This window comes from Curtobacterium sp. MCLR17_051 (genome assembly GCF_003234395.1).
Taxonomy (GTDB): domain Bacteria; phylum Actinomycetota; class Actinomycetes; order Actinomycetales; family Microbacteriaceae; genus Curtobacterium; species Curtobacterium flaccumfaciens.
Genome location: NZ_QKTA01000001.1, coordinates 65,427 through 83,773 on the forward strand (window position 1 = coordinate 65,427; position 18,347 = coordinate 83,773).

Below are 18,347 nucleotides of genomic sequence, written 5' to 3' on the forward strand. Positions count from 1 at the left end.
GATGACCGACACCCTGGTCTCCGAAGCACCCCGCACCGACACCGTGCAGGACGCCCCTCCCGGATCCTTCTCCGTCACGGTCATCGTCCGTCGCTTCGACCCCGACGTCGACGACGAGCCGCGCTGGCAGGACTTCGACGTCATGATGCTGCCGACCGACCGCATCCTCGACGCCCTGCACAAGATCAAGTGGGAGCAGGACGGGTCCCTGACCTTCCGCCGCTCGTGCGCGCACGGCGTGTGTGGTTCCGACGCGATGCGAATCAACGGTCGCAACCGCCTGGCGTGCAAGACCCTGATCAAGGACCTCGACGTCTCGAAGCCGATCTACGTCGAGGCGATCAAGGGCCTGCCGCTCGAGAAGGACCTCGTCGTCGACATGGAGCCCTTCTTCCAGAGCTACCGCGAGGTGCAGCCGTTCCTGCAGTCCTCGTCAGCCCCGACGCCCGGCAAGGAGCGTGTGCAGTCCGTCGCCGACCGCGCCCGCTTCGACGACACCACGAAGTGCATCCTCTGCGCCGCGTGCACGTCGTCCTGCCCGGTGTTCTGGACCGACGGGCAGTACTTCGGCCCCGCCGCGATCGTGAACGCACACCGGTTCATCTTCGACTCCCGCGACGACGCCGCGAACGTCCGTCTCGACATCCTCAACGACAAGGAAGGCGTCTGGCGCTGCCGCACGACCTTCAACTGCACCGACGCGTGCCCCCGTGGCATCCAGGTGACGAAGGCGATCTCCGAGGTCAAGCAGGCGATCATGCGCGGCCGCGCGTAGTCCCGGCTCCGTCCAAGGCCCAGCACCACGTCGACCGATAGGCTCCCGACCATGACGTTCGCGGACACCCGCCCCATCCTCGACCAGCTCGGCTACACGACCCGGTACGTGCAGCTCCCCGGCGAGACCCTGCACGAACCGCCGGTCGAGGGGGCGCTCCGCATCGTCCAGACCGACGCCTCCGGCTACGCGCTCGAGGTGGTCGACTACGGCACGGCTCGTCGTCTCGCGCAGGCCACGGGCGAGGACGACGCGGTCGAGATGCTGCGCCGCTTCCTGAACCGTCCGTTCCCGGAGCCGCGCGACATCCCTCGTCATGAGCTCGAGGGGCTCCGCGACCGCGCAGCGTCGACCTACCCGCAGCTCGCGCAGCAGGTCGCACAGGCCGGCGAGCAGGGGCTGACCATCCAGATCCCGGCCGGTGTCCCCGTCGACCGCATCGGGGGCCCGGACGGCTACCTGCTGCACCCGCTCGACACCCCGCTGCCCAGCCGGTCACTGCCCCCGCACGTGACCTCCTCGCCGGAGACCCACCGGTACGTCGTCGACCGGCCGTTCCTGGTGAACGTCCGCTTCGTCCAGCCCTGGTTCGAGCAGCCGGGCGGCGCCCTGCGCTTCCAGATCGCCGACCCGTCGGCCACCGTGCGTGACCTGGTGGTCGACGGCGCGCTCGTCCGCCTCCGGGTCGTCTGACCCCACCGATACACGAACAGCCCGCCCCGCGCTCGATGCGTGGGGCGGGCTGTTCTCGTTCGTGGAGCTACCGCAGGTCGGGGCGGTCGTACTGCGCACCGGCCGGGTTCGACGGCAGGCAGCCGAACACGATTGCCGCGGGGCTCGCGATGAGCGACACGAGCCAGAGCGGGCCCGGCAGGTTCGCGTCGTGGAGCCGGCGCCACGCGAGTGCCAGGTTCGGCACGAGGGTGGCGAGCCACCACAGCCCGAAGAGCCCGAGCAGCACGAAGGCGAACGGTGAAGGCGCCCCCGACACGTCGCGCGAGTACCCGTAGTCGTCCACGACGGTTGTGGTCGGGCTGGTGGCGATCAGCAGGGCGATGAAGCCCCCGTAGAGCACGATCGTGACGATGGCGTTGGCCAGGAACCAGTACCAGTACTCACTGCGACCGGCACGGCCGTCGAAGCGGGCGTACTTCTTGAAGAACCGGAGGAAGGCGTCGAGGAACCCGATGCCGTACCAAGGGGCCCACAGCGGCGGAACGCCGTCCGGGCCGACCGGTATCGGCTCCGCCAGTTGCGGGTACCCACCGACGTACGGCTGGGCGTACTGCTGGTACGGCTGCTGTCCGTAGCCGGGCTGCTGTCCGTAGCCGGGCTGCTGCCCGTAGCCAGGCTGCTGCCCGTAGCCAGGCTGCTGCCCGTAACCCGACTGCTGCCCGTAACCCGACTGCTGCCCGTACCCGGGCTGCCCGACGGAGCCCGGCTGCCCGTGAGCAGGCTGGTCACCGGAGCCCGGCTGCCCCTGAGGCTGACCGCCACCCGGCTGACCCCACTGCGGCGTCCCGTCGTTGCTCATCGACCGACCCCGGGCCGGTCGTACCGCGCGCCCTGCGAGTTCGACGGCAGCAACCCGAAGACGATGCCGACGACGCCGACGAACAGCGCGATGATCCAGAGCGCCCCGGACAGGTTCGCGTCGTGCAGGCGCCGCCAGCCGAGGGCGAGCGACGGCACCAGGGTCGCGAGACCCCAGAGCGCCAGCAGGACGAGCACGACCCAGAAGACCGGCGGGACCGGGTCGACGACGGTGATCTCGTTGCCGTAGTAGTCGACGGTCCGGCTGTTGAGCGTGGTGAGGCGGATGACCGTCCCGATGGCCACGAGTGCCCCGGTGACGATCGTGTTCGCCAGGAACCACCACCAGAACTCACTCCGGCTCGCACGGCCGCTGAACGTGGCGTACTTCGCGAAGAAGCGCGCAACTGCCTTCGGGAACGAGATCCCGTACCACGGTGCCCATCGCGGCGGCGTCCCTGCGGCGTCGGTCTGCTGACCGGGCTGCTGCGGGGGCGCCCACTGCTGCGTGCTCTCGGTCATCGGGCGCCCTGCGGACGGTCGAAGCGCGCGCCCTGCGGGTTCGAGGGCAGCAGGCCGAAGACGATGCCGACGATGCCGACGAAGATCGCGATGATCCACAGCGCGCCCGTCAGGTTCGCGTCGTGCAGGCGGCGCCAGCCGAGGGCGAGCGTCGGGATGATGATCGCGAGTCCCCAGAGCAGGAACAGGATGCCCGAGATGACGAAGAGCGCGGACGGCTCGGTGACGGTGGACTGGACGCTGGCCGACGTCGAGGACGACATCGACACGGTCGAGCGCTCGGAGGTCGCGAAACCGATGGCGTACAGGATGCCGAGGACGATGCCGACGATCGCGTTGGCGAGGTACCACCACCAGAACTCGCTCCGGCTGGCACGACCGCTGAACGTGGCGTACTTCTTGAAGAAGCGGCCGACGGCCTTGCCGAACGAGATCCCGTACCACGGTGCCCAGAGCGGCGGTTCACCGTTCGGTCCGGTCGGCGGCTGCTGGCTGTACTGCGGTGCGCCGCCGAACTGGGCGTTCGGCTGGTTGTTCGGATCCTGCGGGTACTGGTCGCTCACGTGGTCCCCCTCGAGTGTTGGCTGATGTTCGCGTCTGAGTCAACCAGAACTCCTGAGCGGCGGTCAGAACCGGTACCGCGCGTCACCCCTGCAGCGGACGGTCGTACTGCTGCCCCTGCGGGTTCGACGACATCAGGCCGATGATCAACGAGAACAGGATGCCGATCGGCGGGATGATGAACAACAGGGCGAGCAGGCCACTGAGGTTGACGTCGTGCAGCCGTCGCACGGTCAACGCGATGAACCCGAGTGCGCAGGCCAGGCTCCAGAGACTGCCGAGTCCGTCCGAACCGTCGTCGACGAACGGCAGCACGTCGAACCCGCTCCCGATGATGCCGGCGGCAGCCGAACCGATCAGGTACCAGAGCGCCCAGAACCAGTACTCCGACTGGCTGGCCCGACCGTCGAAGCGCACGTACTTCTTCCAGAACCGCAGGAACGCCTGGGGGAAGGGGATGCCGTACCAGGGCGCCCAGAGCGGCGGCTCGGACCTCCCACCACTCGGCCGACCCGGACCGGGCTGCCGGTACTGCCCCGGAGGCTGCTGCCCCCACGGCTGCTGTCCGTACGGGCCCTGCTGCTGGCCGTACCGGTCCCGTGGTGGGTACTGGTCGCTCATCGGTGGGTTCCTTCCGGCGCGGCTGTCGGTCCACACAGAGTGTGGCACTCCCCCGCCCCGGTGAGCGTCATCCGCCCGGACGACACCTGACCCGACCGAGGACCTGGCCCGACGACGCTGTCAGGGCAGGAGCGCGAGCTTGCCCCCGGGGTGCCCGGACTCCAGCAGCTCCGCCGCCACCTTCGCCTCCGCCAGCGGGAAGGTCCGCGCCACCGGCACCTCGAGCTGTCCGGCACCGGCCAGGTCGATGAGCCGCTGCCGCACCGAGTCCCGGAACGCCTTGCTGGCCGGCTGTGCGCCGCCCACCGCGGCGATGCCGTCCGATGCGGCCCGCGCCTGCGCGGCGATCGTCACGATCCGTGACCGGTCCGCGACCAACGCGAGCGAGACGTCGACGGCCTCGTCGGTGCCGACGCAGTCCAGTGCCACGTCGATGCCGGAGGGAGCGAGATCACGGACACGAGCCTCCAGGCCGTCGCCGTACGCGACCCACTCGCCACCGAAGCGTCGCACGACGTCCGCACCACGCTCCGACGCGGTGCCGATGACGCGGGTGCCGAGCAGCCGCAGCTGCTGGAGCAGGCTGACGCCGACCGCGCCCGAGGCGCCGTGCACCAGGACGGTGTCGCGCCCCTCGGCGCGGGTGACACGGAGCATGTCGGCGGCGGTCGAGCCGGCGAGGAGCAGGTTGGCGGCCTCCGGGAAGCCGAGCGAAGCGGCCTTCGCGAAGACGTCGGCCGCGGGCACCGTGACCGACTCGGCCCAGCCGCCGCTCACGCGGAAGGCGAGGACCTCGTCGCCGACCGCTCCCCCGCCGGACGCGATCTCGGTGTCGGGGCCGACGGCGGACAGGACGCCGGCGACCTCGTAGCCGACGGCGATCGGCAGGTCCGCGGGGTCGCCCTGGCGGGTGTGCTTGGTGTCGGCCGGGTTCATACCGGCGGCGCGGACGGCGATCGTGACCGCGCCGGGGCCGGGCGTCGGCACCTCGGTGTCGACGTACTCCAGGACTTCGCTGCCGCCGAACCGTGGGGCCACCCAGTGCTTCGTCATGCGGGCGACGGTACGCGTCGCGACCCCGGAACGGACGGGAGGCCCGTCACCAGCTGGTGACGGGCCTCCCGTCCGTCCGTGCGGACGTCGTCAAGCCGCCCTTGCCGACGTCCTCAAGCGCGCGCGGACCGGATCCGCTCGGTGAACGCGGCGTGCAGCGGGTGCTCCGCAGCGAGACCGGTGATCTGCGTGGCCACGTCCGCGTCGGACGCGTCCGATGCCAACAGCGCCTGCAGTTCGACGCTCTGCTCGTCGTCCGCGACGTCGAAGCGGAGCGCCGCGGCCATCGCGTCGAGGAGCGCGGTCGGCTCGGTGCCGTCCTCGGCCAGCGCGGCGGCGGGCGAGACGAACCGCTCGTCGCGCGACAGCTTGCGGAGCGGCTGACGGCCGACGCGGGTCACCGTGTCGGGCAGGTGCGGGTTCTCGAACCGGCCGATGATCGCCTGCACGTACGCGCGGTGCACCTCGGGGTCGAGCTCGTGCCGGCGGATGAGCAGGTCGCTCGTCTCGGCGAGCACGGACTCGAGCTCGGAGCGCACGGCGGGGATCGCGATGGCGTCCGAGATCTTGTCGGCCCCGGCGACGAAGCCGTGGTACGCGACGGTGGCGTGCCCGGTGTTGACGGTGAAGAGCTTGCGCTCGATCGACGCCGCGAGGCCGTCGACGTAGTGCGCGCCGGGGATCTCCGGCTCGTTCCCACCGAACGGCGTGCGGTCGATGGCCCACTCGAAGTAGGTCTCCACGGTGACGTCGAGTCCGCCGCCCTCGGGCTGCGCGGGCACGATGCGGTCGACGGCGGTGTTCGCGAAGACGGCCTTGGCCAGGGCGGCGTCGCGGCCGTCCTCGGGCAGGGCGGCGACGATGAACTCTCGCAGGCGGTCCGTGGCGTTCAGTGCGTTCTCGCACGCCATGACGGCGATCGGTGCGGCGTCCGCGTCGCGGGCGACGAGCGCACGGGCGATGACTGGGGCGATGAACTTCAGGACGTTCGGGCCGACGGCGCACGTGACGATCGCGGCCTTCGCGATCTCGGCGACCACGCCGTCCTCGTCCTGTGCGCTGTTCATCGCGCGGAAGTTCGTGACCTCGTGGTCCTGGGCGCCGGCCCCGACCTCGTGCACGGTGTACGAGTCGGCTGCGGCCAGGGCGTCGATGAGCGGGGCGGCGACGTCGGCGAAGACGACCTCGTACCCGGCCTCGTGGAGCAGGAGCCCGACGAAGCCACGGCCGATGTTGCCGGCGCCGAAGTGGACGGCGGTGCTGGTGCTCACTCGTTGACCTCGCCGAGGATCGAGAGGATCGCAGCGGTGTCGGCCGCGTCGGTGAGCTTCTGGACCTCGTCCTCGTCGGAGAACACGATCGCGATCTTCGACAGGATGTCGAGGTGCTCGTTGTTCACGCCGGCGATGCCGACGACGAAGCGCACGGGGTTGCCGTCCCAGTCGATCGGGCTGGCGTAGCGGATGAACGACAGGGCGGACGACTTGATGGCGTCCTTCGCGTCGTTGGTGCCGTGCGGGATGGCGAGGAAGTTGCCCATGTAGGTGGACACGCTCTTCTCACGCTCGAGCATGGCCGGGTAGTAGTCGGCCGTGACCGCGCCCGCAGCCTCGAGGATCTCGGCCGCCTCCTTCATCGCTTCCGACTTGGTCGGCGCGGTGTCCTCGGTGTGGATGCGGATCTGGCTCTCCTGCAGGACGGGCATCGGGGGTTCTCCTTGTGTTGAGGACGAGATGGAGGGGACGGGTCAGCCCCGTCCCCTCCGATACTGCACTTCGTTACTGGTTGTGGCGTTACTGGTTCTTCAGCTGCTCGACGACCTGGTCGTACTGCGGAGCGTTCATGAAGTTGCCGACCGACACGTGCTGCGCGTTCGGGTTCTTCTGCTTCGCGCGGTCCGTCAGTTCTTCCTGCGTGATGATCAGGTCCTCGTCACCGGACAGGTTCGCGATCGCCTTGTTGGAGACCGTGACCCCTTCGATGCCCGCCTTCTTGATCTTGTTGCGCAGGACGCTGGCGCCCATCGCACTCGAGCCCATGCCGGCGTCGCAGGCGAAGACCAGGTTCTGGACCTTCGTCGCCGTCGCCGTGCTCGCCGAGCCGACGCCGCCGAGGGAGGCCTCGGCCTCTTCCTCGTTGGCCGGGGAGTTGTTTCCGAGCAGGCCGGCGGTCGCCGAGTTGACGTCGCGGCCCTTGTTCGCCTGGAGCTTCGCCATCGCGGCGCTCATGTCACCGCCACCGTTCGCCAGGTCGCGCTTGCGGCTGGCGAGGAGGAAGAAGGACGAGACTGCGAACGACACCGCGGCGGACAGGATGACCGACAGGATCACGCCGAGGAAGCTGTTGCGCTCCGTGGCGCCGAGCACCGCGAAGATCGAGCCGGGCGACGCCGGGGCGACGAGGCCGGACTGGAACGCGACGTTCGTGGCGACACCCGTGGCACCACCGAGGATGACGGCGATGAACAGGATCGGCTTCTGCAGCACGTACGGGAAGTAGATCTCGTGGATGCCACCGAAGAACTGGATGATGATGGCGCCGGGAGCGGTCGAGCGGGCGATGCCGAAACCGAAGAAGGTGAAGGCGAGCAGCAGACCGAGGCCGGGGCCGGGGTTCGCCTCGAGCAGGAACAGGATCGACTTGCCCGACTCGGCGACCTGCGCCGCACCCAGCTGGTCGAGCACACCGTGGTTGATGGCGTTGTTCAGGAAGAAGACCTTCGCCGGCTCGATGATGACGCTGGCGAGCGGCAGGAGCGAGTGCTGCACGAGGAAGTCCACCGCGGAGCCGAGGCCCTCGGCGATGAGCTTGAACAGCGGCGCGAGCCAGAAGAACCCGATCATCGCGAGGACGAAGCCCAGGATCCCGGCTGCGTAGTTGTTGACGAGCATCTCGAAGCCGGGCTTGATCTTGCCGTCCCAGATCCGGTCGATCTGCTTGATCAGGTAGGCACCGAGCGGGCCACAGATCATCGCGCCGAGGATCATCGTGGTGCCGGAGGCACCGATGATCACACCCATGGTCATGATCGACCCGACGACGGCACCGCGGGTGTCGTAGATCATCCGGCCGCCCTGGATGGCGATCGCGAGCGGGATCAGGTAGGTCAGGATCGGACCGACGAGGCCGGGGTTGGCGACGCCGGCCGTCTCACCGAACCCACCGAGCACGCCGACGGGCGTCCACCCGGTCTCGATGAAGAAGGCCGTGATGATGCCCCACGCGATGAAGATCGCGATGTTGGGCATGACCATGCCGGAGAGGAACGTGCCGAACTTCTGAACGGCGACGCGTGCGCCGCCCCGCGACTTCGCGGGTGCGTCGGGCGCTGCAACGGACGACGTTGTCATGTGCGGTGACTTTCTGTGTGGTGGAGCTGCTGCGTGGTGCTGGGAGGGGTGGTGCTGGGGGTGGTGGGTCAGGCGGCGTGCACCGCGGAGGCGGCAGCGGACTTCGCGGCCGCCGCCGTGCTCGCGGCGAGTGCCGCCGTCGCCATCTCGCGGGCCTGTTCGAGCGTGTAGCGACCGAGTTCGGCGCGCACGTCGGCCAGGGCCGCGGGGGTCATGGAGAGGGTCGTGGCGCCGAGACCGACCAGGACGACGGCGAGCAGCGGGTCGGCTGCTGCCTCACCGCAGATCCCGACGGCCTTGCCGGCGGTGGCGCCCGCGGAACCGAGCTGCGCGACGAGGCGCAGGACGGCGGGGTGCCACGGGTCCTGGTACGACGCGACGGTGCCGAGCATGCGGTCGGCGGCCATCGTGTACTGGGTCAGGTCGTTCGTGCCGATCGACACGAAGTCGGCGTTCTGGAACACCTGCTCGGCCATCAGCGCGAGCGACGGCACCTCGGCCATGACACCCGCGGTGCGGATGCCGAGTTCACGGGCCAGGGTGACGAAGTACTCGGTCTCCTCGGCGTCGGCGACCATCGGGGCCATGACCCACAGGTCGGCCTCGGTCGCGGCGTCAGCCTGGGCGAGCGCGGTGAGCTGGTCGCGCAGGACCTCGGGGTGGTTCCGCAGGGCACGGAGACCGCGGCGCCCGAGGGCCGGGTTCTCCTCGTCCTTGTCGGTGAGGAACGGCAGGGGCTTGTCCGCGCCGGCGTCGAGCGCGCGCACGACGACCTTCTTGCCGGAGAACGCCGCGAGGAGCTGGCGGTACGACTCGGTCTGTTCGTCGACCGTGGGGGCCTTCGGCGAGTCGAGGAAGAGGAACTCGGTGCGGAAGAGCCCCACGCCCTCCGCACCGAGAGCAACGGCGCCGGCGGCGTCGGCGGGGCTGCCGAGGTTCGCGAGCAGGGGCACGACGTGACCGTCGGCGAGGGCACCGGCGGTGAGCGGTGCCGCTGCGGCGGCGAGACGGTCGGCGATGCGGCGCTCGACGTCCGCGACCAGTGCGGCGTCGGGGTCGGTGACGACCGTGCCGGCGATCGCGTCCACGACGACGGACTGACCGTCGGTCAGGTCGTCGGCACCGGTCACGCCGACGATGGCGGTGATGCCCTTGGCGCGGGCGAGGATCGCGGTGTGCGAGGTCGGGCCGCCGTCACGGGTGACGAGTGCCAGGACCTTCTCGAGGTCGAGCAGCGCGGTGTCCGCCGGGGCGAGGTCGCGGGCGACGAGGACGAAGGGGGTGTCCGACTCGGGGACGCCGGGGGCGTGGACGCCGCGGAGCTTGGCGATGATGCGCTGGGCGACGTCGTCGAGGTCGGCCGCGCGCTCCCCCATGTAGCCGCCCATGCCGACGAGCAGGTCGCGGAACTGGGCGAACGCCTCGTACACGGCACGCTCGGCGTTGGTGCCACCGTCGATGCGGGTGTGCACGTCGTCGAGGAGCGTCGGGTCCTGCGCCATGAGCGCCTGGGCCTCGAGCACGGCCTGGGCGTCGCCACCGGCGAGCTGCCCGCGCTTGTTGAGGTCGTCCGCCACGGCGGCCAGTGCGTCGTGCACGGCCTGCTTCGCGTCGTCCGCCGAGCCCACCAGGGCGTCCTTCGACGGTTCGCCGAGCGGGTCAGCCATCCGGAGCACGGGGCCGTGGGCAACGCCACGGCCGACGCCGGTGCCGAGCAGTTCGGACATTCGAGACTCCTTCATCTCACACGCGCTTGCGGTGGGGTGGATCGTTCGGTGCACACGACACGGGAACAGACCACGCCCGTGCGGCTGATCAGCACACTACCCCGCTTCGCGTTGACAAACAAACACATCCGGGGATAAAAATGCAGAAACAGATGCCCGTTTGCGTCTGGCGGATCGAACGCAGGGGGCGACATCGCGGATGTCGTGCCCGAGCATGTCCGTTCCGTTCCGACCCGAGACGACGAGGTCCGATGTACGCACCAGAACGCCACCAGCGCATCGTCGAGCAGGCGCGCGCGCAGGGCCGGGTGGACGTCAAGGACCTGGCCGAGCTGCTCGCCGTCACGCCCGAGACCATCCGCCGCGACCTGACGAGCCTCGAGCGCCGCGGCCTCGTCCGGCGCGCGCACGGCGGCGCGATCCCCGTCGAGCGCATCACCCTGCACCCCGGCGTCGGGGACCGCGGCGGCATCAACCAGACCGAGAAGATGGTCATCGCCGAGGCCGCCCTGGCGGAACTGCCCGAGAACGGCTCGATCATGATCGACGCCGGCACCTCGACCATCTGCCTGGCCGAGCTGCTGCCGACCGACCGCGGACTGACCGTCGTCACGCACTCGTTGCCCGTCGCCACCGCCGTCGCGAACCGCCCGGGCATCGACCTGCACCTGCTCGGCGGCAACATCCGCAGCGACTCCCTGGCCGGCGTCGGCACCTGGACGCACCAGCTCATCGGCATGGTCAGCGTCGACGTCGCCTTCATCAGCATCAACGGCATCACGCCGGAGCGCGGCCTGACGACCCACAACATGGCCGAGGCCGCCGTGAAGAGCGCGATGATCAAGTCCGCCCGACGGAGCATCCTGCTCGCCGACCACACCAAGTTCGGCCGCGAGGAGTTCGGTCGCGTCGCCCCGCTCGCCGCGATCGACACGATCATCACCGACCCCGCCGTCAACCTCGACCTGGTCCGCGAGGTCGAGGCCGCCGGCACCGAGGTCTTCTGGCCCGGCCGACCCTGACCGCGCCCCGTCCCCGCCCACCCAGTGCTCGCTAGCATGAGCCAACCACCCATCGACAGGAGTACATCGATGTCCGAAGCCACCCGCACCGTGACCGTCGCCAGCGCATCCGGCCTGCACGCTCGCCCCGCATCCCTCTTCGTCCAGACCGTGACGGCGTCGGGGCACCAGGTCACGATCGCCAAGGGCGACAAGTCCGGGAACGCCGGCAGCATCCTCGCCCTGCTCGGGCTCGGCATCGAGAACGGCGACGAGGTCACCCTCACCGTCTCGGGCGACGACGCCGAGACCACCGCCGACAGCCTGGTCGAGTTCCTCAAGACGGACCACGACGCGGCCTGATCGCGCAGGTCGCGTCCTGCACGCGACCACCAGACGGACGGGAGGCCCGTGGCTGCGCAGCCACGGGCCTCCCGTCCGTCGTCCGGTCGCCGCTACGGCGCGATGGGCGGGATCGCGCGCAGCTCGCCCCAGGCGAAGGAGCTCTCGGCGATGAAGTCCTGCAGGTCGTCGGCGAGGTCGTGGAGGAGTCCGGGCAGGTCGTCGACGTCCTCGACGAGGCTCCTCGTCCCCTGGGTCTCGCCCCCGATCTCCCAGACGACGCTCATCGAGCCGTCGATGAACTCGTCCTCCTCGTGGTCGAGTTCCCAGTCCCCGTGCGGGCTCACCCAGAAGCGGGCGGAGCGGAACTCGTCCGGACGGAGCATCTGCGCTGCCACGGGTCGGAACGCGGCGAGCAGCTCGCCGACGGTCATCACGACGGTCATGGGCAGATCGTACGACCGAGGGCTGTCGGCACCCGCCGATAAGGTGTTCTGCATGACACGCCTGCGCCTCGCATCCGTCAACGTGAACGGCGTCCGCGCCGCCTTCCGCAAGGGCATGGGCGACTGGCTCGCCACCCGCGACGTCGACGTGCTGGCCCTGCAGGAAGTGCGCGCGTCGAGCGACGACCTGGCGGCGCTGCTCGGCGACGAGTGGGACATCGTGCACGACCCGGCGACCGCGAAGGGCCGGGCCGGCGTCGCGATCGCATCCCGACACTCCGCTCAGATCCACCGCGTCGCGCTCGGCCCGGACGACTTCGACTCGGCCGGCCGCTGGCTCGAGGCCGACTACGAGATCGGCGGGACGACCGTCACGGTGGTCTCCACGTACGTGCACTCGGGCGAGGTCGACACCCCCAAGCAGGACGAGAAGTGGAAGTTCCTCGACGCGATGACCGAGCGGCTGCCGGCACTCCGGGCGCACAACCCGCTCGCCGTCGTCGTCGGGGACCTGAACGTCGGGCACGACGAGCGCGACATCAAGAACTGGAAGGGCAACGTCAAGCGAGCCGGCTTCCTGCCGCGCGAGCGCGCCTACTTCTCGCGGTTCTTCGGCGCCGACGGCGAACCGGTCGAGGGTGCCGACGGCTCCACGGGCCCCGGGCTCGGTTGGGTCGACGTGGGCCGCGCCCAGGCCGGCGACGTCGACGGCCCGTTCACGTGGTGGTCGTGGCGCGGTCAGGCGTTCGACAACGACACCGGTTGGCGCATCGACTACCAGATGGCGACGCCCGACCTGGCTGCCAAGGTCACGGAGTACACGGTCGACCGCGCTGCGGCGTACGACCAGCGATGGTCCGACCATGCCCCCGTGGTCGTCGACTACGAACTCTGACCCCTCTTCTCTCGCTTCACCTGACGCACCGGAGCACCACCATGACCAAGACCCGCATCTTCTCGGGCATCCAGCCGTCCGCCGGATCGCTGCACCTCGGCAACTACGTCGGGGCGCTCATGCAGTGGAGGACCCTGCTCGACGACTACGACGCCATCTACTGTGTCGTCGACATGCACGCCATCACCTCGCCGCAGGACCCGGCCGAGCTCCGCGCGAACACCCGGGCCACCGCTGCGCAGTACATCGCGTCGGGCATCGACCCGTCCAAGGCGACGCTGTTCGTGCAGTCGCACGTGCCCGCCCACGCCGAGCTCGCCTGGGTGCTGAACACCCTGACCGGCTTCGGCGAGGCGAGCCGGATGACCCAGTTCAAGGACAAGTCAGCACGCCAGGGCGCCGAGGCCGCGTCGGTCGGGCTCTTCACCTACCCGATCCTGATGGCCGCGGACATCCTGCTCTACGACACCAAGGTCGTGCCGGTCGGTGACGACCAGCGACAGCACGTGGAGCTCACCCGCGACCTGGCCGGACGCTTCAACTCGCGGTTCGGTGACACCTTCGTCACGCCCGAGGCACGGATCCTGACCGAGACCGCGCGCATCTACGACCTGCAGGACCCGACCAGCAAGATGAGCAAGTCCGCAGCGTCGGACAACGGCCTCATCCGCCTGCTCGACGACCCGAAGCGCACCGCGAAGAAGATCAAGTCGGCCGTCACCGACGCCGAGCGGGAGATCCGGGCCGACCGCCAGGCCAAGCCCGGTGTGACGAACCTGCTGTCGATCCTGTCGGCGTTCACCGGCACCTCGATCGCCGCGCTCGAGGAGTCGTTCGCCGGCAAGGGCTACGGCGACCTGAAGGGCGAGGTCGCCGACGCCGTCGTGGCCGAGCTCGAACCGGTCCGCGCCCGCACGCTCGAACTGCTCGACGACCCGGCGGAGCTCGACCGGCTGCTCGCCGTCGGCGCCGACCGCGCCGAGTCGATCGCGCAGGAGACCCTGGCCCGCGTCTACGACCGCATCGGGTTCGTCCCGCGGTCGCGCGGCTGACCGTGCAGCCCGTCACGCTCGAGTCGGCGCGGGTCCGGCTCGACCTGCCCACCCGCACCGACACCGCGGCGATCACGGAGGCCTGCCAGGACCCGGAGATCGTCCGGTGGACGACGGTGCCGACGCCGTACCGCGAGCAGGATGCCCGGACCTTCGTCGACGCCCTGGTCGGACCGGGGTGGGCATCGGACCGCGAGTACACGTGGGCGATCCGACCGGCCGGTTCGACGTGGCTCGCGGGCATCATCAGCTACCGCACCGCCGGTCGTGACCTCGGGTTCTGGCTCGCACCGTCCGCGCGCGGTGCCGGACTCATGCACGACGCCGTCCGGCTCGTGGTCGACTGGGCGTTCGAGCAGGGCGCGCCGGACGTCTACTGGGAGTGCTACGAGGGCAACGCAGCGTCGGCAGCGGTCGCCCGTGCGGCCGGGTTCTCGTTCACGGGCCTCGGCGCAGCACGGGTGCCGGACCGGGACGGCGGCCCGACCGCGGCGTGGACCGCACTGCGACGCGCCGACGGCACCCCAGCCTCCGAGCTCCCCTGGCCCGTCGCCTGAACGCGCTCACAACCGTGGTGACGTGTCACCCAACCACCGCCGGTAGGCTCGGCCCGTGAGCGACACGGCACGACCCACCGAGGTCCGGGCGATGCGCCGCGGGCTCGAACTCGCGGCCCTCGGGCCCGTCGTCGGCGACCACGCCCGCGTCGGCGCCGTGATCCTCTCCCCCACCGGCGAGGTCCTCGCCGAGGGATGGCACAAGGGGGCCGGCACCCCGCACGCCGAGGTCGACGCGATGGCCAAGGTCGACCCGGCACTGCTGCGCGGCGCGACGGCGGTCGTCACCCTCGAACCCTGCAACCACGTCGGCCGCACGGGGCCGTGCGCCGTGGCCCTGCTCGACGCCGGGATCGCCCGGGTCGTGTACGCGATCGACGACCCCGGAGCCGACGTGCACGGCGGCGCCGACCGACTCCGTGCCGCCGGAGTCCAGGTCGTCTCCGGGGTCCTGGCCGACCAGGCCGAGGCGTTCCTCGAACGGTGGCTGCTCTCGGTCCGGCTCGGCCGACCGTGGGTCACCGTGAAGTGGGCGTCCAGCCTGGACGGGCGCGCCGCCGCTGCCGACGGCACGAGCAAGTGGATCACCGGCGCCGCCGCACGCCAGCACGTGCACGAACAGCGCGCCGCCCACGACGCGATCCTCGTCGGCACCGGCACCGTCCTGGCCGACGACCCGAGCCTGACCGCGCGCGGGGACGCCGGCGAACTGCTCGCCGACCAGCCCCTCGCCGTGGTGCTCGGTGACCGCCCGGTGCCTGCCGACGCCGCCGTCCGTCGGCACCCGCGCGGGTTCGTCACCCTGCCCGGACACGACCTGGCCACCTCGCTCGGCGCACTGCGCGGGCACGGGGTGCACTCGGTGTTCGTCGAGGGTGGCCCCACGGTCGCCTCGGCGCTCATCGCCGCCGGACTCGTCGACGAGTACCTGGTGTACATCGCCCCGGTGCTGCTCGGCGGCCCCCGGGTCGCCCTCGACGACCTGGGGGTGGGAAGCATCTCCGACCGTCGGCGGTTGGACGTACTATCGACCACCAGCCTCGGCCCCGACCTGCTGGTCCGAGCCCGACCGCAGCATCCGCAGCACCAGCACGACCGCCAGCAGCAGCACGACGCGACACCCGGGCTCGGGAACGACGGGCCCACGAACGACCGGAGCACCCCATGACCGATGCGCTGACCTCCCCCACGCCGGGGAGCCCGGTCAAGTTCGAGGTGTCGACGAACGTGCCGACCACCCACGGCACCTTCCAGATGCGCGCCTACCGCGACCTCGTGACGAGCGCGGAGCACGTCGCGATCATCGGCACCCTGCCGGACGGCTCGATGCCCACCGACGGCGCACTCGTCCGGGTGCACTCCGAGTGCCTGACCGGTGAGGCCTTCGGCTCGCTGAAGTGCGAGTGCGGCCCCCAGCTCGACGCCGCGCTCGACACGATCGCGGCCGAGGGCGGTGTGGTCATCTACCTGCGCGGGCAGGAGGGCCGCGGCATCGGCCTCATCAACAAGCTCAAGGCCTACCGCCTGCAGGAGGACGGTCTTGACACCCTCGACGCCAACCTCGCGCTCGGCCTGCCCGCCGACTCACGAGCCTACGGCGGCGCCGCGGGCATCCTCGCCGACCTCGGCATCACCCGGGTCCGGCTGCTGTCGAACAACCCCGAGAAGCGCCGCCAGCTCGAGGAGCACGGCATCACCGTCGACTCCCTCGTGCCGCTCGTCGTCGGCATCTCGGCGCAGAACGCCGGGTACCTCGACACGAAGCGCGACCGGATGGGCCACCAGCTGCCCGAGCACCTCGAAGCGGGGGCGGGCGCGGGCGCCTGAGCGCGCGCAGGCGGCAGACGCTTCGGCCAGCTGACTCTGGGCTGATTCGCAGGCAGACGACATCTGTCGTATGATCGGGCTTCCGTCACAAGCGGTCCCCCTCAGCCGAACGCACCCGATCGGTGCCCGCGCCACCCCGCGCGAACCGATCGGTGTCCGCCGTTTCGGATCCTCGTGCTCTCCGCCGGGAGCACGCAGCACGGAAGACCTCGCCCTGTCATGACCGCCGCCCCGGCACCCGCAACCCCCACCTCTGCTCCGGCACCCGCCGGCAACCCGCGCTCCCGCGTCGTCATCGCGAGCCTCGTCGGCACGTCGATCGAGTTCTACGACTTCTACGTCTACGCGACCGCCGCGGTGCTCGTCTTCCCGACGCTGTTCTTCCCGAACGAGGACCCGACGGCATCGCAGCTGTCGTCCTTCGTCACCTTCGCCCTGGCGTTCTTCGCCCGGCCGGTCGGGTCGATCATCTTCGGGCACTTCGGTGACCGGATCGGCCGCAAGACCACCCTCGTCGCGTCGCTGCTCGTGATGGGCACCGCCACGTTCCTGATCGGCTGCCTGCCGACGTTCGACACCATCGGCGTCTGGGCCCCGGTCCTGCTCGCCGTGATGCGCTTCGCCCAGGGCGTCGGGCTCGGCGGCGAGTGGTCCGGTGCGGCCCTGCTCGCGACCGAGAACGCACCGAAGGGCAAGCGCGGCGTGTTCGGCTCGATGCCGCAGCTCGGTGCCCCGATCGGCTTCCTGCTCGCGAACGGCCTGTTCATCGCGATCAACGCAGCGATGCCTGCCGGTGCCGACGGCACCCCGAACGCCGACTTCCAGGCGTGGGGCTGGCGCATCCCGTTCCTGCTCTCCGCCGTCCTCGTCGTCATCGGCCTCTACGTGCGCTTCAAGCTCGTCGAGTCGCCGGTGTTCCGCGGCGTGCAGGAGTCGGGCACGGTCGCGAAGGTCCCGCTCGGTCGGGTGTTCCGCACCTCGTGGCGGGCCGTCATCGTCGGTACGTTCGGCATGGTCGCCACGTACGTGCTCTTCTACTTCATGACGACCTTCACCCTGTCGTACGGCACGACCGGCTCCGAGGCGAGCGCGCTCGTCCCGAAGGTCGGCCTCGGGTACACCCGTGGCGAGTTCCTGACCCTGCTCATGATCGGCGTCGTGTTCTTCGGCATCTTCACGCCGATCGCGGGGCTGCTTGCCGACAAGTTCGGCCGCCGCAAGACCCTCATCCCGACCACGATCGGCATCGCGCTGTTCGGCCTGACGTTCCAGTTCTGGTTCGCGGCGTCGAGCGGCCCGATCACCGTGGTGACGTTCCTCATCGTCGGGCTCTCGCTGATGGGGCTGACCTTCGGTCCGATGGGTGCGCTGCTGCCCGAGCTGTTCCCGACGAACGTCCGGTACACCGGCTCGGCCATCGCGTACAACGTCGCGTCGATCCTCGGTGCGTCGCTCGCCCCGACCATTGCACTGGCGCTCTGGAAGCCGGACGGCGACATCTTCCTGGTCGGCCTGTACCTGACGATCGCCGCGGTCGTGACGCTGGTCGCGCTGCTCTTCGTGCGCGAGACGAAGTCGAAGGACATCGCCGACGCCTGATCGGCGACGCATCCGCGGGACAGGAGGCCCGGTGCCAGCTGGCACCGGGCCTCCCGTTCGTCGTGCGCGCGCCTCGCCCCCCGCGCAACACGCCGTCGTGTCAGCGGGACGCCGCATGCCCGCCGAGACGCCGCCGGATTCGGCGGCGTCTCGCGCGCGTGGCGGCGTCGAACGAAGACGCCGGCGTCTGCGCACCCGATGCAGCGCGGCGAGACCCGTCAACGCAGGTTGACGGATGTCGGTGCGTCAATGTAGGTTGACAGGCATGGACCGACCGACCATCACGAGCCTCGCGGCCGGAGCATCAGGGGACGACCCGTTCTCCGCCCTCGCCAACGTGCGGGAGCTGCGCCGTGAGCTCGACCGGACCGAAGAGCTCGCCGCGCGACGTGCCCGCACCGCCGGTGCCTCGTGGCAGGAGATCGCGACGCTGCTCGGTGTCAGCCGACAGGCAGTGCACAAGAAGTACGGCAGAAACTAGGAACA

20 protein-coding genes and 1 pseudogene are annotated in these 18,347 nt (G+C 70.4%); 11 read left to right on the forward strand and 10 right to left on the reverse strand.

The features are described 5' to 3' along the window. Position 1: 1 nt before the first annotated feature. Both DEJ06_RS00300 and DEJ06_RS00305 read left to right on the forward strand, forming a co-directional pair. Complete coding sequence (locus tag DEJ06_RS00300; RefSeq protein ID WP_017888736.1) at positions 2-775, forward strand: succinate dehydrogenase iron-sulfur subunit; 774 nt, start codon at positions 2-4, stop codon at positions 773-775. A 51-nt stretch (positions 776-826) separates the two neighbouring features. Beyond that, positions 827-1,468 carry a TNT domain-containing protein gene (locus tag DEJ06_RS00305; RefSeq protein WP_071244287.1) on the forward strand — a complete coding sequence of 214 codons (642 nt, stop codon included), beginning with the start codon at positions 827-829 and terminating at the stop codon, positions 1,466-1,468. Between the two features lie 67 nt (positions 1,469-1,535). Here DEJ06_RS00305 and DEJ06_RS00310 read toward each other — a convergent pair whose 3' ends face one another. The 9 genes from DEJ06_RS00310 to ptsP form a co-directional block, all read right to left on the reverse strand. Then, entirely contained in the window at positions 1,536-2,309 is a 774-nt protein-coding gene (locus tag DEJ06_RS00310; protein WP_111038037.1) for a DUF805 domain-containing protein, read from the reverse strand. Beyond that, positions 2,306-2,830, reverse strand: a complete 525-nt coding sequence (locus DEJ06_RS00315) for a DUF805 domain-containing protein (protein ID WP_111038038.1) — start codon at positions 2,828-2,830, stop codon at positions 2,306-2,308. Before DEJ06_RS00315 ends, DEJ06_RS00310 begins: the two co-directional genes overlap by 4 nt. Then, entirely contained in the window at positions 2,827-3,393 is a 567-nt protein-coding gene (locus tag DEJ06_RS00320) for a DUF805 domain-containing protein (protein ID WP_111038039.1), read from the reverse strand. The genes DEJ06_RS00315 and DEJ06_RS00320 overlap by 4 nt, the downstream gene beginning before the upstream one ends. A gap of 82 nt (positions 3,394-3,475) precedes the next feature. Then, on the reverse strand, positions 3,476-4,012 hold the full coding sequence (locus tag DEJ06_RS00325; protein ID WP_111038040.1) for a DUF805 domain-containing protein: 537 nt from the start codon (positions 4,010-4,012) through the stop codon (positions 3,476-3,478). 120 nt (positions 4,013-4,132) lie between these two features. Then, complete coding sequence (locus DEJ06_RS00330; RefSeq protein WP_111038041.1) at positions 4,133-5,065, reverse strand: NADP-dependent oxidoreductase; 933 nt, start codon at positions 5,063-5,065, stop codon at positions 4,133-4,135. A 113-nt stretch (positions 5,066-5,178) separates the two neighbouring features. Next, positions 5,179-6,336 (reverse strand): mannitol-1-phosphate 5-dehydrogenase, encoded by a 1,158-nt coding sequence (locus DEJ06_RS00335; protein WP_111038042.1) that lies wholly within the window; start codon positions 6,334-6,336, stop codon positions 5,179-5,181. Beyond that, positions 6,333-6,770 carry a PTS sugar transporter subunit IIA gene (locus DEJ06_RS00340; protein WP_071244331.1) on the reverse strand — a complete coding sequence of 146 codons (438 nt, stop codon included), beginning with the start codon at positions 6,768-6,770 and terminating at the stop codon, positions 6,333-6,335. Before DEJ06_RS00340 ends, DEJ06_RS00335 begins: the two co-directional genes overlap by 4 nt. Positions 6,771-6,858: 88 nt before the next feature. Then, positions 6,859-8,415, reverse strand: coding sequence for a PTS mannitol transporter subunit IICB (locus DEJ06_RS00345; protein WP_111038043.1), 1,557 nt, complete (start codon positions 8,413-8,415; stop codon positions 6,859-6,861). A gap of 68 nt (positions 8,416-8,483) precedes the next feature. After that, a complete protein-coding gene (ptsP, locus tag DEJ06_RS00350; protein WP_111038044.1) occupies positions 8,484-10,142 on the reverse strand; it encodes a phosphoenolpyruvate--protein phosphotransferase in 1,659 nt (552 codons plus the stop codon). A gap of 251 nt (positions 10,143-10,393) precedes the next feature. Between ptsP and DEJ06_RS00355 the strand changes: the two genes are divergently transcribed. Both DEJ06_RS00355 and DEJ06_RS00360 read left to right on the forward strand, forming a co-directional pair. After that, the gene (locus tag DEJ06_RS00355; protein WP_027466423.1) at positions 10,394-11,164 is read left to right on the forward strand and encodes a DeoR/GlpR family DNA-binding transcription regulator; all 771 of its coding nucleotides are present in this window, start codon (positions 10,394-10,396) and stop codon (positions 11,162-11,164) included. 69 nt (positions 11,165-11,233) lie between these two features. Further along, positions 11,234-11,506, forward strand: a complete 273-nt coding sequence (locus DEJ06_RS00360; RefSeq protein WP_022905912.1) for an HPr family phosphocarrier protein — start codon at positions 11,234-11,236, stop codon at positions 11,504-11,506. A 92-nt stretch (positions 11,507-11,598) separates the two neighbouring features. On the opposite strand, the gene DEJ06_RS00365 is transcribed toward DEJ06_RS00360, so the two are convergent. After that, on the reverse strand, positions 11,599-11,931 hold the full coding sequence (locus DEJ06_RS00365) for a hypothetical protein (RefSeq protein WP_111038045.1): 333 nt from the start codon (positions 11,929-11,931) through the stop codon (positions 11,599-11,601). A gap of 52 nt (positions 11,932-11,983) precedes the next feature. On the opposite strand from DEJ06_RS00365, the gene DEJ06_RS00370 reads away from it, so the two are divergent. The 7 genes and pseudogenes from DEJ06_RS00370 to DEJ06_RS00400 all read left to right on the forward strand — a co-directional run bounded on the left by DEJ06_RS00370 (position 11,984) and on the right by DEJ06_RS00400 (position 18,342). Next, positions 11,984-12,826: an exodeoxyribonuclease III gene (locus tag DEJ06_RS00370; RefSeq protein WP_110863349.1), complete on the forward strand. Its 843-nt coding sequence runs from the start codon at positions 11,984-11,986 to the stop codon at positions 12,824-12,826. Positions 12,827-12,867: 41 nt separating this feature from the next. Continuing rightward, the gene (gene trpS / locus DEJ06_RS00375) at positions 12,868-13,878 is read left to right on the forward strand and encodes a tryptophan--tRNA ligase (protein WP_071406391.1); all 1,011 of its coding nucleotides are present in this window, start codon (positions 12,868-12,870) and stop codon (positions 13,876-13,878) included. 2 nt (positions 13,879-13,880) lie between these two features. Beyond that, the gene (locus DEJ06_RS00380; RefSeq protein WP_181433026.1) at positions 13,881-14,435 is read left to right on the forward strand and encodes a GNAT family N-acetyltransferase; all 555 of its coding nucleotides are present in this window, start codon (positions 13,881-13,883) and stop codon (positions 14,433-14,435) included. Positions 14,436-14,526: 91 nt separating this feature from the next. Beyond that, on the forward strand, positions 14,527-15,603 hold the full coding sequence (gene ribD / locus DEJ06_RS00385; protein ID WP_258372425.1) for a bifunctional diaminohydroxyphosphoribosylaminopyrimidine deaminase/5-amino-6-(5-phosphoribosylamino)uracil reductase RibD: 1,077 nt from the start codon (positions 14,527-14,529) through the stop codon (positions 15,601-15,603). A gap of 29 nt (positions 15,604-15,632) precedes the next feature. Further along, positions 15,633-16,262, forward strand: a pseudogene (gene ribA / locus DEJ06_RS00390) (GTP cyclohydrolase II); the annotation flags it as partial. Positions 16,263-16,481: 219 nt separating this feature from the next. After that, positions 16,482-17,861 (forward strand): MFS transporter, encoded by a 1,380-nt coding sequence (locus DEJ06_RS00395; protein ID WP_111038047.1) that lies wholly within the window; start codon positions 16,482-16,484, stop codon positions 17,859-17,861. A gap of 265 nt (positions 17,862-18,126) precedes the next feature. Then, a complete protein-coding gene (locus DEJ06_RS00400) occupies positions 18,127-18,342 on the forward strand; it encodes a hypothetical protein (protein ID WP_027466417.1) in 216 nt (71 codons plus the stop codon). Positions 18,343-18,347 lie beyond the last annotated feature (5 nt).

What these genes read in the sequence shown, in the direction of transcription:
- DEJ06_RS00370 (WP_110863349.1), top strand. Translation starts at nt 11,984, where the DNA reads ATGACACGCCTGCGCCTCGCATCCGTCAACGTGAACGGCGTCCGCGCC.
- DEJ06_RS00315 (WP_111038038.1), bottom strand. Translation starts at nt 2,830, where the DNA reads ATGACCGAGAGCACGCAGCAGTGGGCGCCCCCGCAGCAGCCCGGTCAG.
- DEJ06_RS00330 (WP_111038041.1), bottom strand. Translation starts at nt 5,065, where the DNA reads ATGACGAAGCACTGGGTGGCCCCACGGTTCGGCGGCAGCGAAGTCCTG.
- ptsP (WP_111038044.1), bottom strand. Translation starts at nt 10,142, where the DNA reads ATGTCCGAACTGCTCGGCACCGGCGTCGGCCGTGGCGTTGCCCACGGC.
- DEJ06_RS00345 (WP_111038043.1), bottom strand. Translation starts at nt 8,415, where the DNA reads ATGACAACGTCGTCCGTTGCAGCGCCCGACGCACCCGCGAAGTCGCGG.
- DEJ06_RS00340 (WP_071244331.1), bottom strand. Translation starts at nt 6,770, where the DNA reads ATGCCCGTCCTGCAGGAGAGCCAGATCCGCATCCACACCGAGGACACC.
- trpS (WP_071406391.1), top strand. Translation starts at nt 12,868, where the DNA reads ATGACCAAGACCCGCATCTTCTCGGGCATCCAGCCGTCCGCCGGATCG.
- DEJ06_RS00365 (WP_111038045.1), bottom strand. Translation starts at nt 11,931, where the DNA reads ATGACCGTCGTGATGACCGTCGGCGAGCTGCTCGCCGCGTTCCGACCC.
- DEJ06_RS00395 (WP_111038047.1), top strand. Translation starts at nt 16,482, where the DNA reads ATGACCGCCGCCCCGGCACCCGCAACCCCCACCTCTGCTCCGGCACCC.
- DEJ06_RS00400 (WP_027466417.1), top strand. Translation starts at nt 18,127, where the DNA reads ATGGACCGACCGACCATCACGAGCCTCGCGGCCGGAGCATCAGGGGAC.
- DEJ06_RS00355 (WP_027466423.1), top strand. Translation starts at nt 10,394, where the DNA reads ATGTACGCACCAGAACGCCACCAGCGCATCGTCGAGCAGGCGCGCGCG.
- DEJ06_RS00360 (WP_022905912.1), top strand. Translation starts at nt 11,234, where the DNA reads ATGTCCGAAGCCACCCGCACCGTGACCGTCGCCAGCGCATCCGGCCTG.
- DEJ06_RS00305 (WP_071244287.1), top strand. Translation starts at nt 827, where the DNA reads ATGACGTTCGCGGACACCCGCCCCATCCTCGACCAGCTCGGCTACACG.
- ribD (WP_258372425.1), top strand. Translation starts at nt 14,527, where the DNA reads ATGCGCCGCGGGCTCGAACTCGCGGCCCTCGGGCCCGTCGTCGGCGAC.
- DEJ06_RS00310 (WP_111038037.1), bottom strand. Translation starts at nt 2,309, where the DNA reads ATGAGCAACGACGGGACGCCGCAGTGGGGTCAGCCGGGTGGCGGTCAG.
- DEJ06_RS00300 (WP_017888736.1), top strand. Translation starts at nt 2, where the DNA reads ATGACCGACACCCTGGTCTCCGAAGCACCCCGCACCGACACCGTGCAG.
- DEJ06_RS00325 (WP_111038040.1), bottom strand. Translation starts at nt 4,012, where the DNA reads ATGAGCGACCAGTACCCACCACGGGACCGGTACGGCCAGCAGCAGGGC.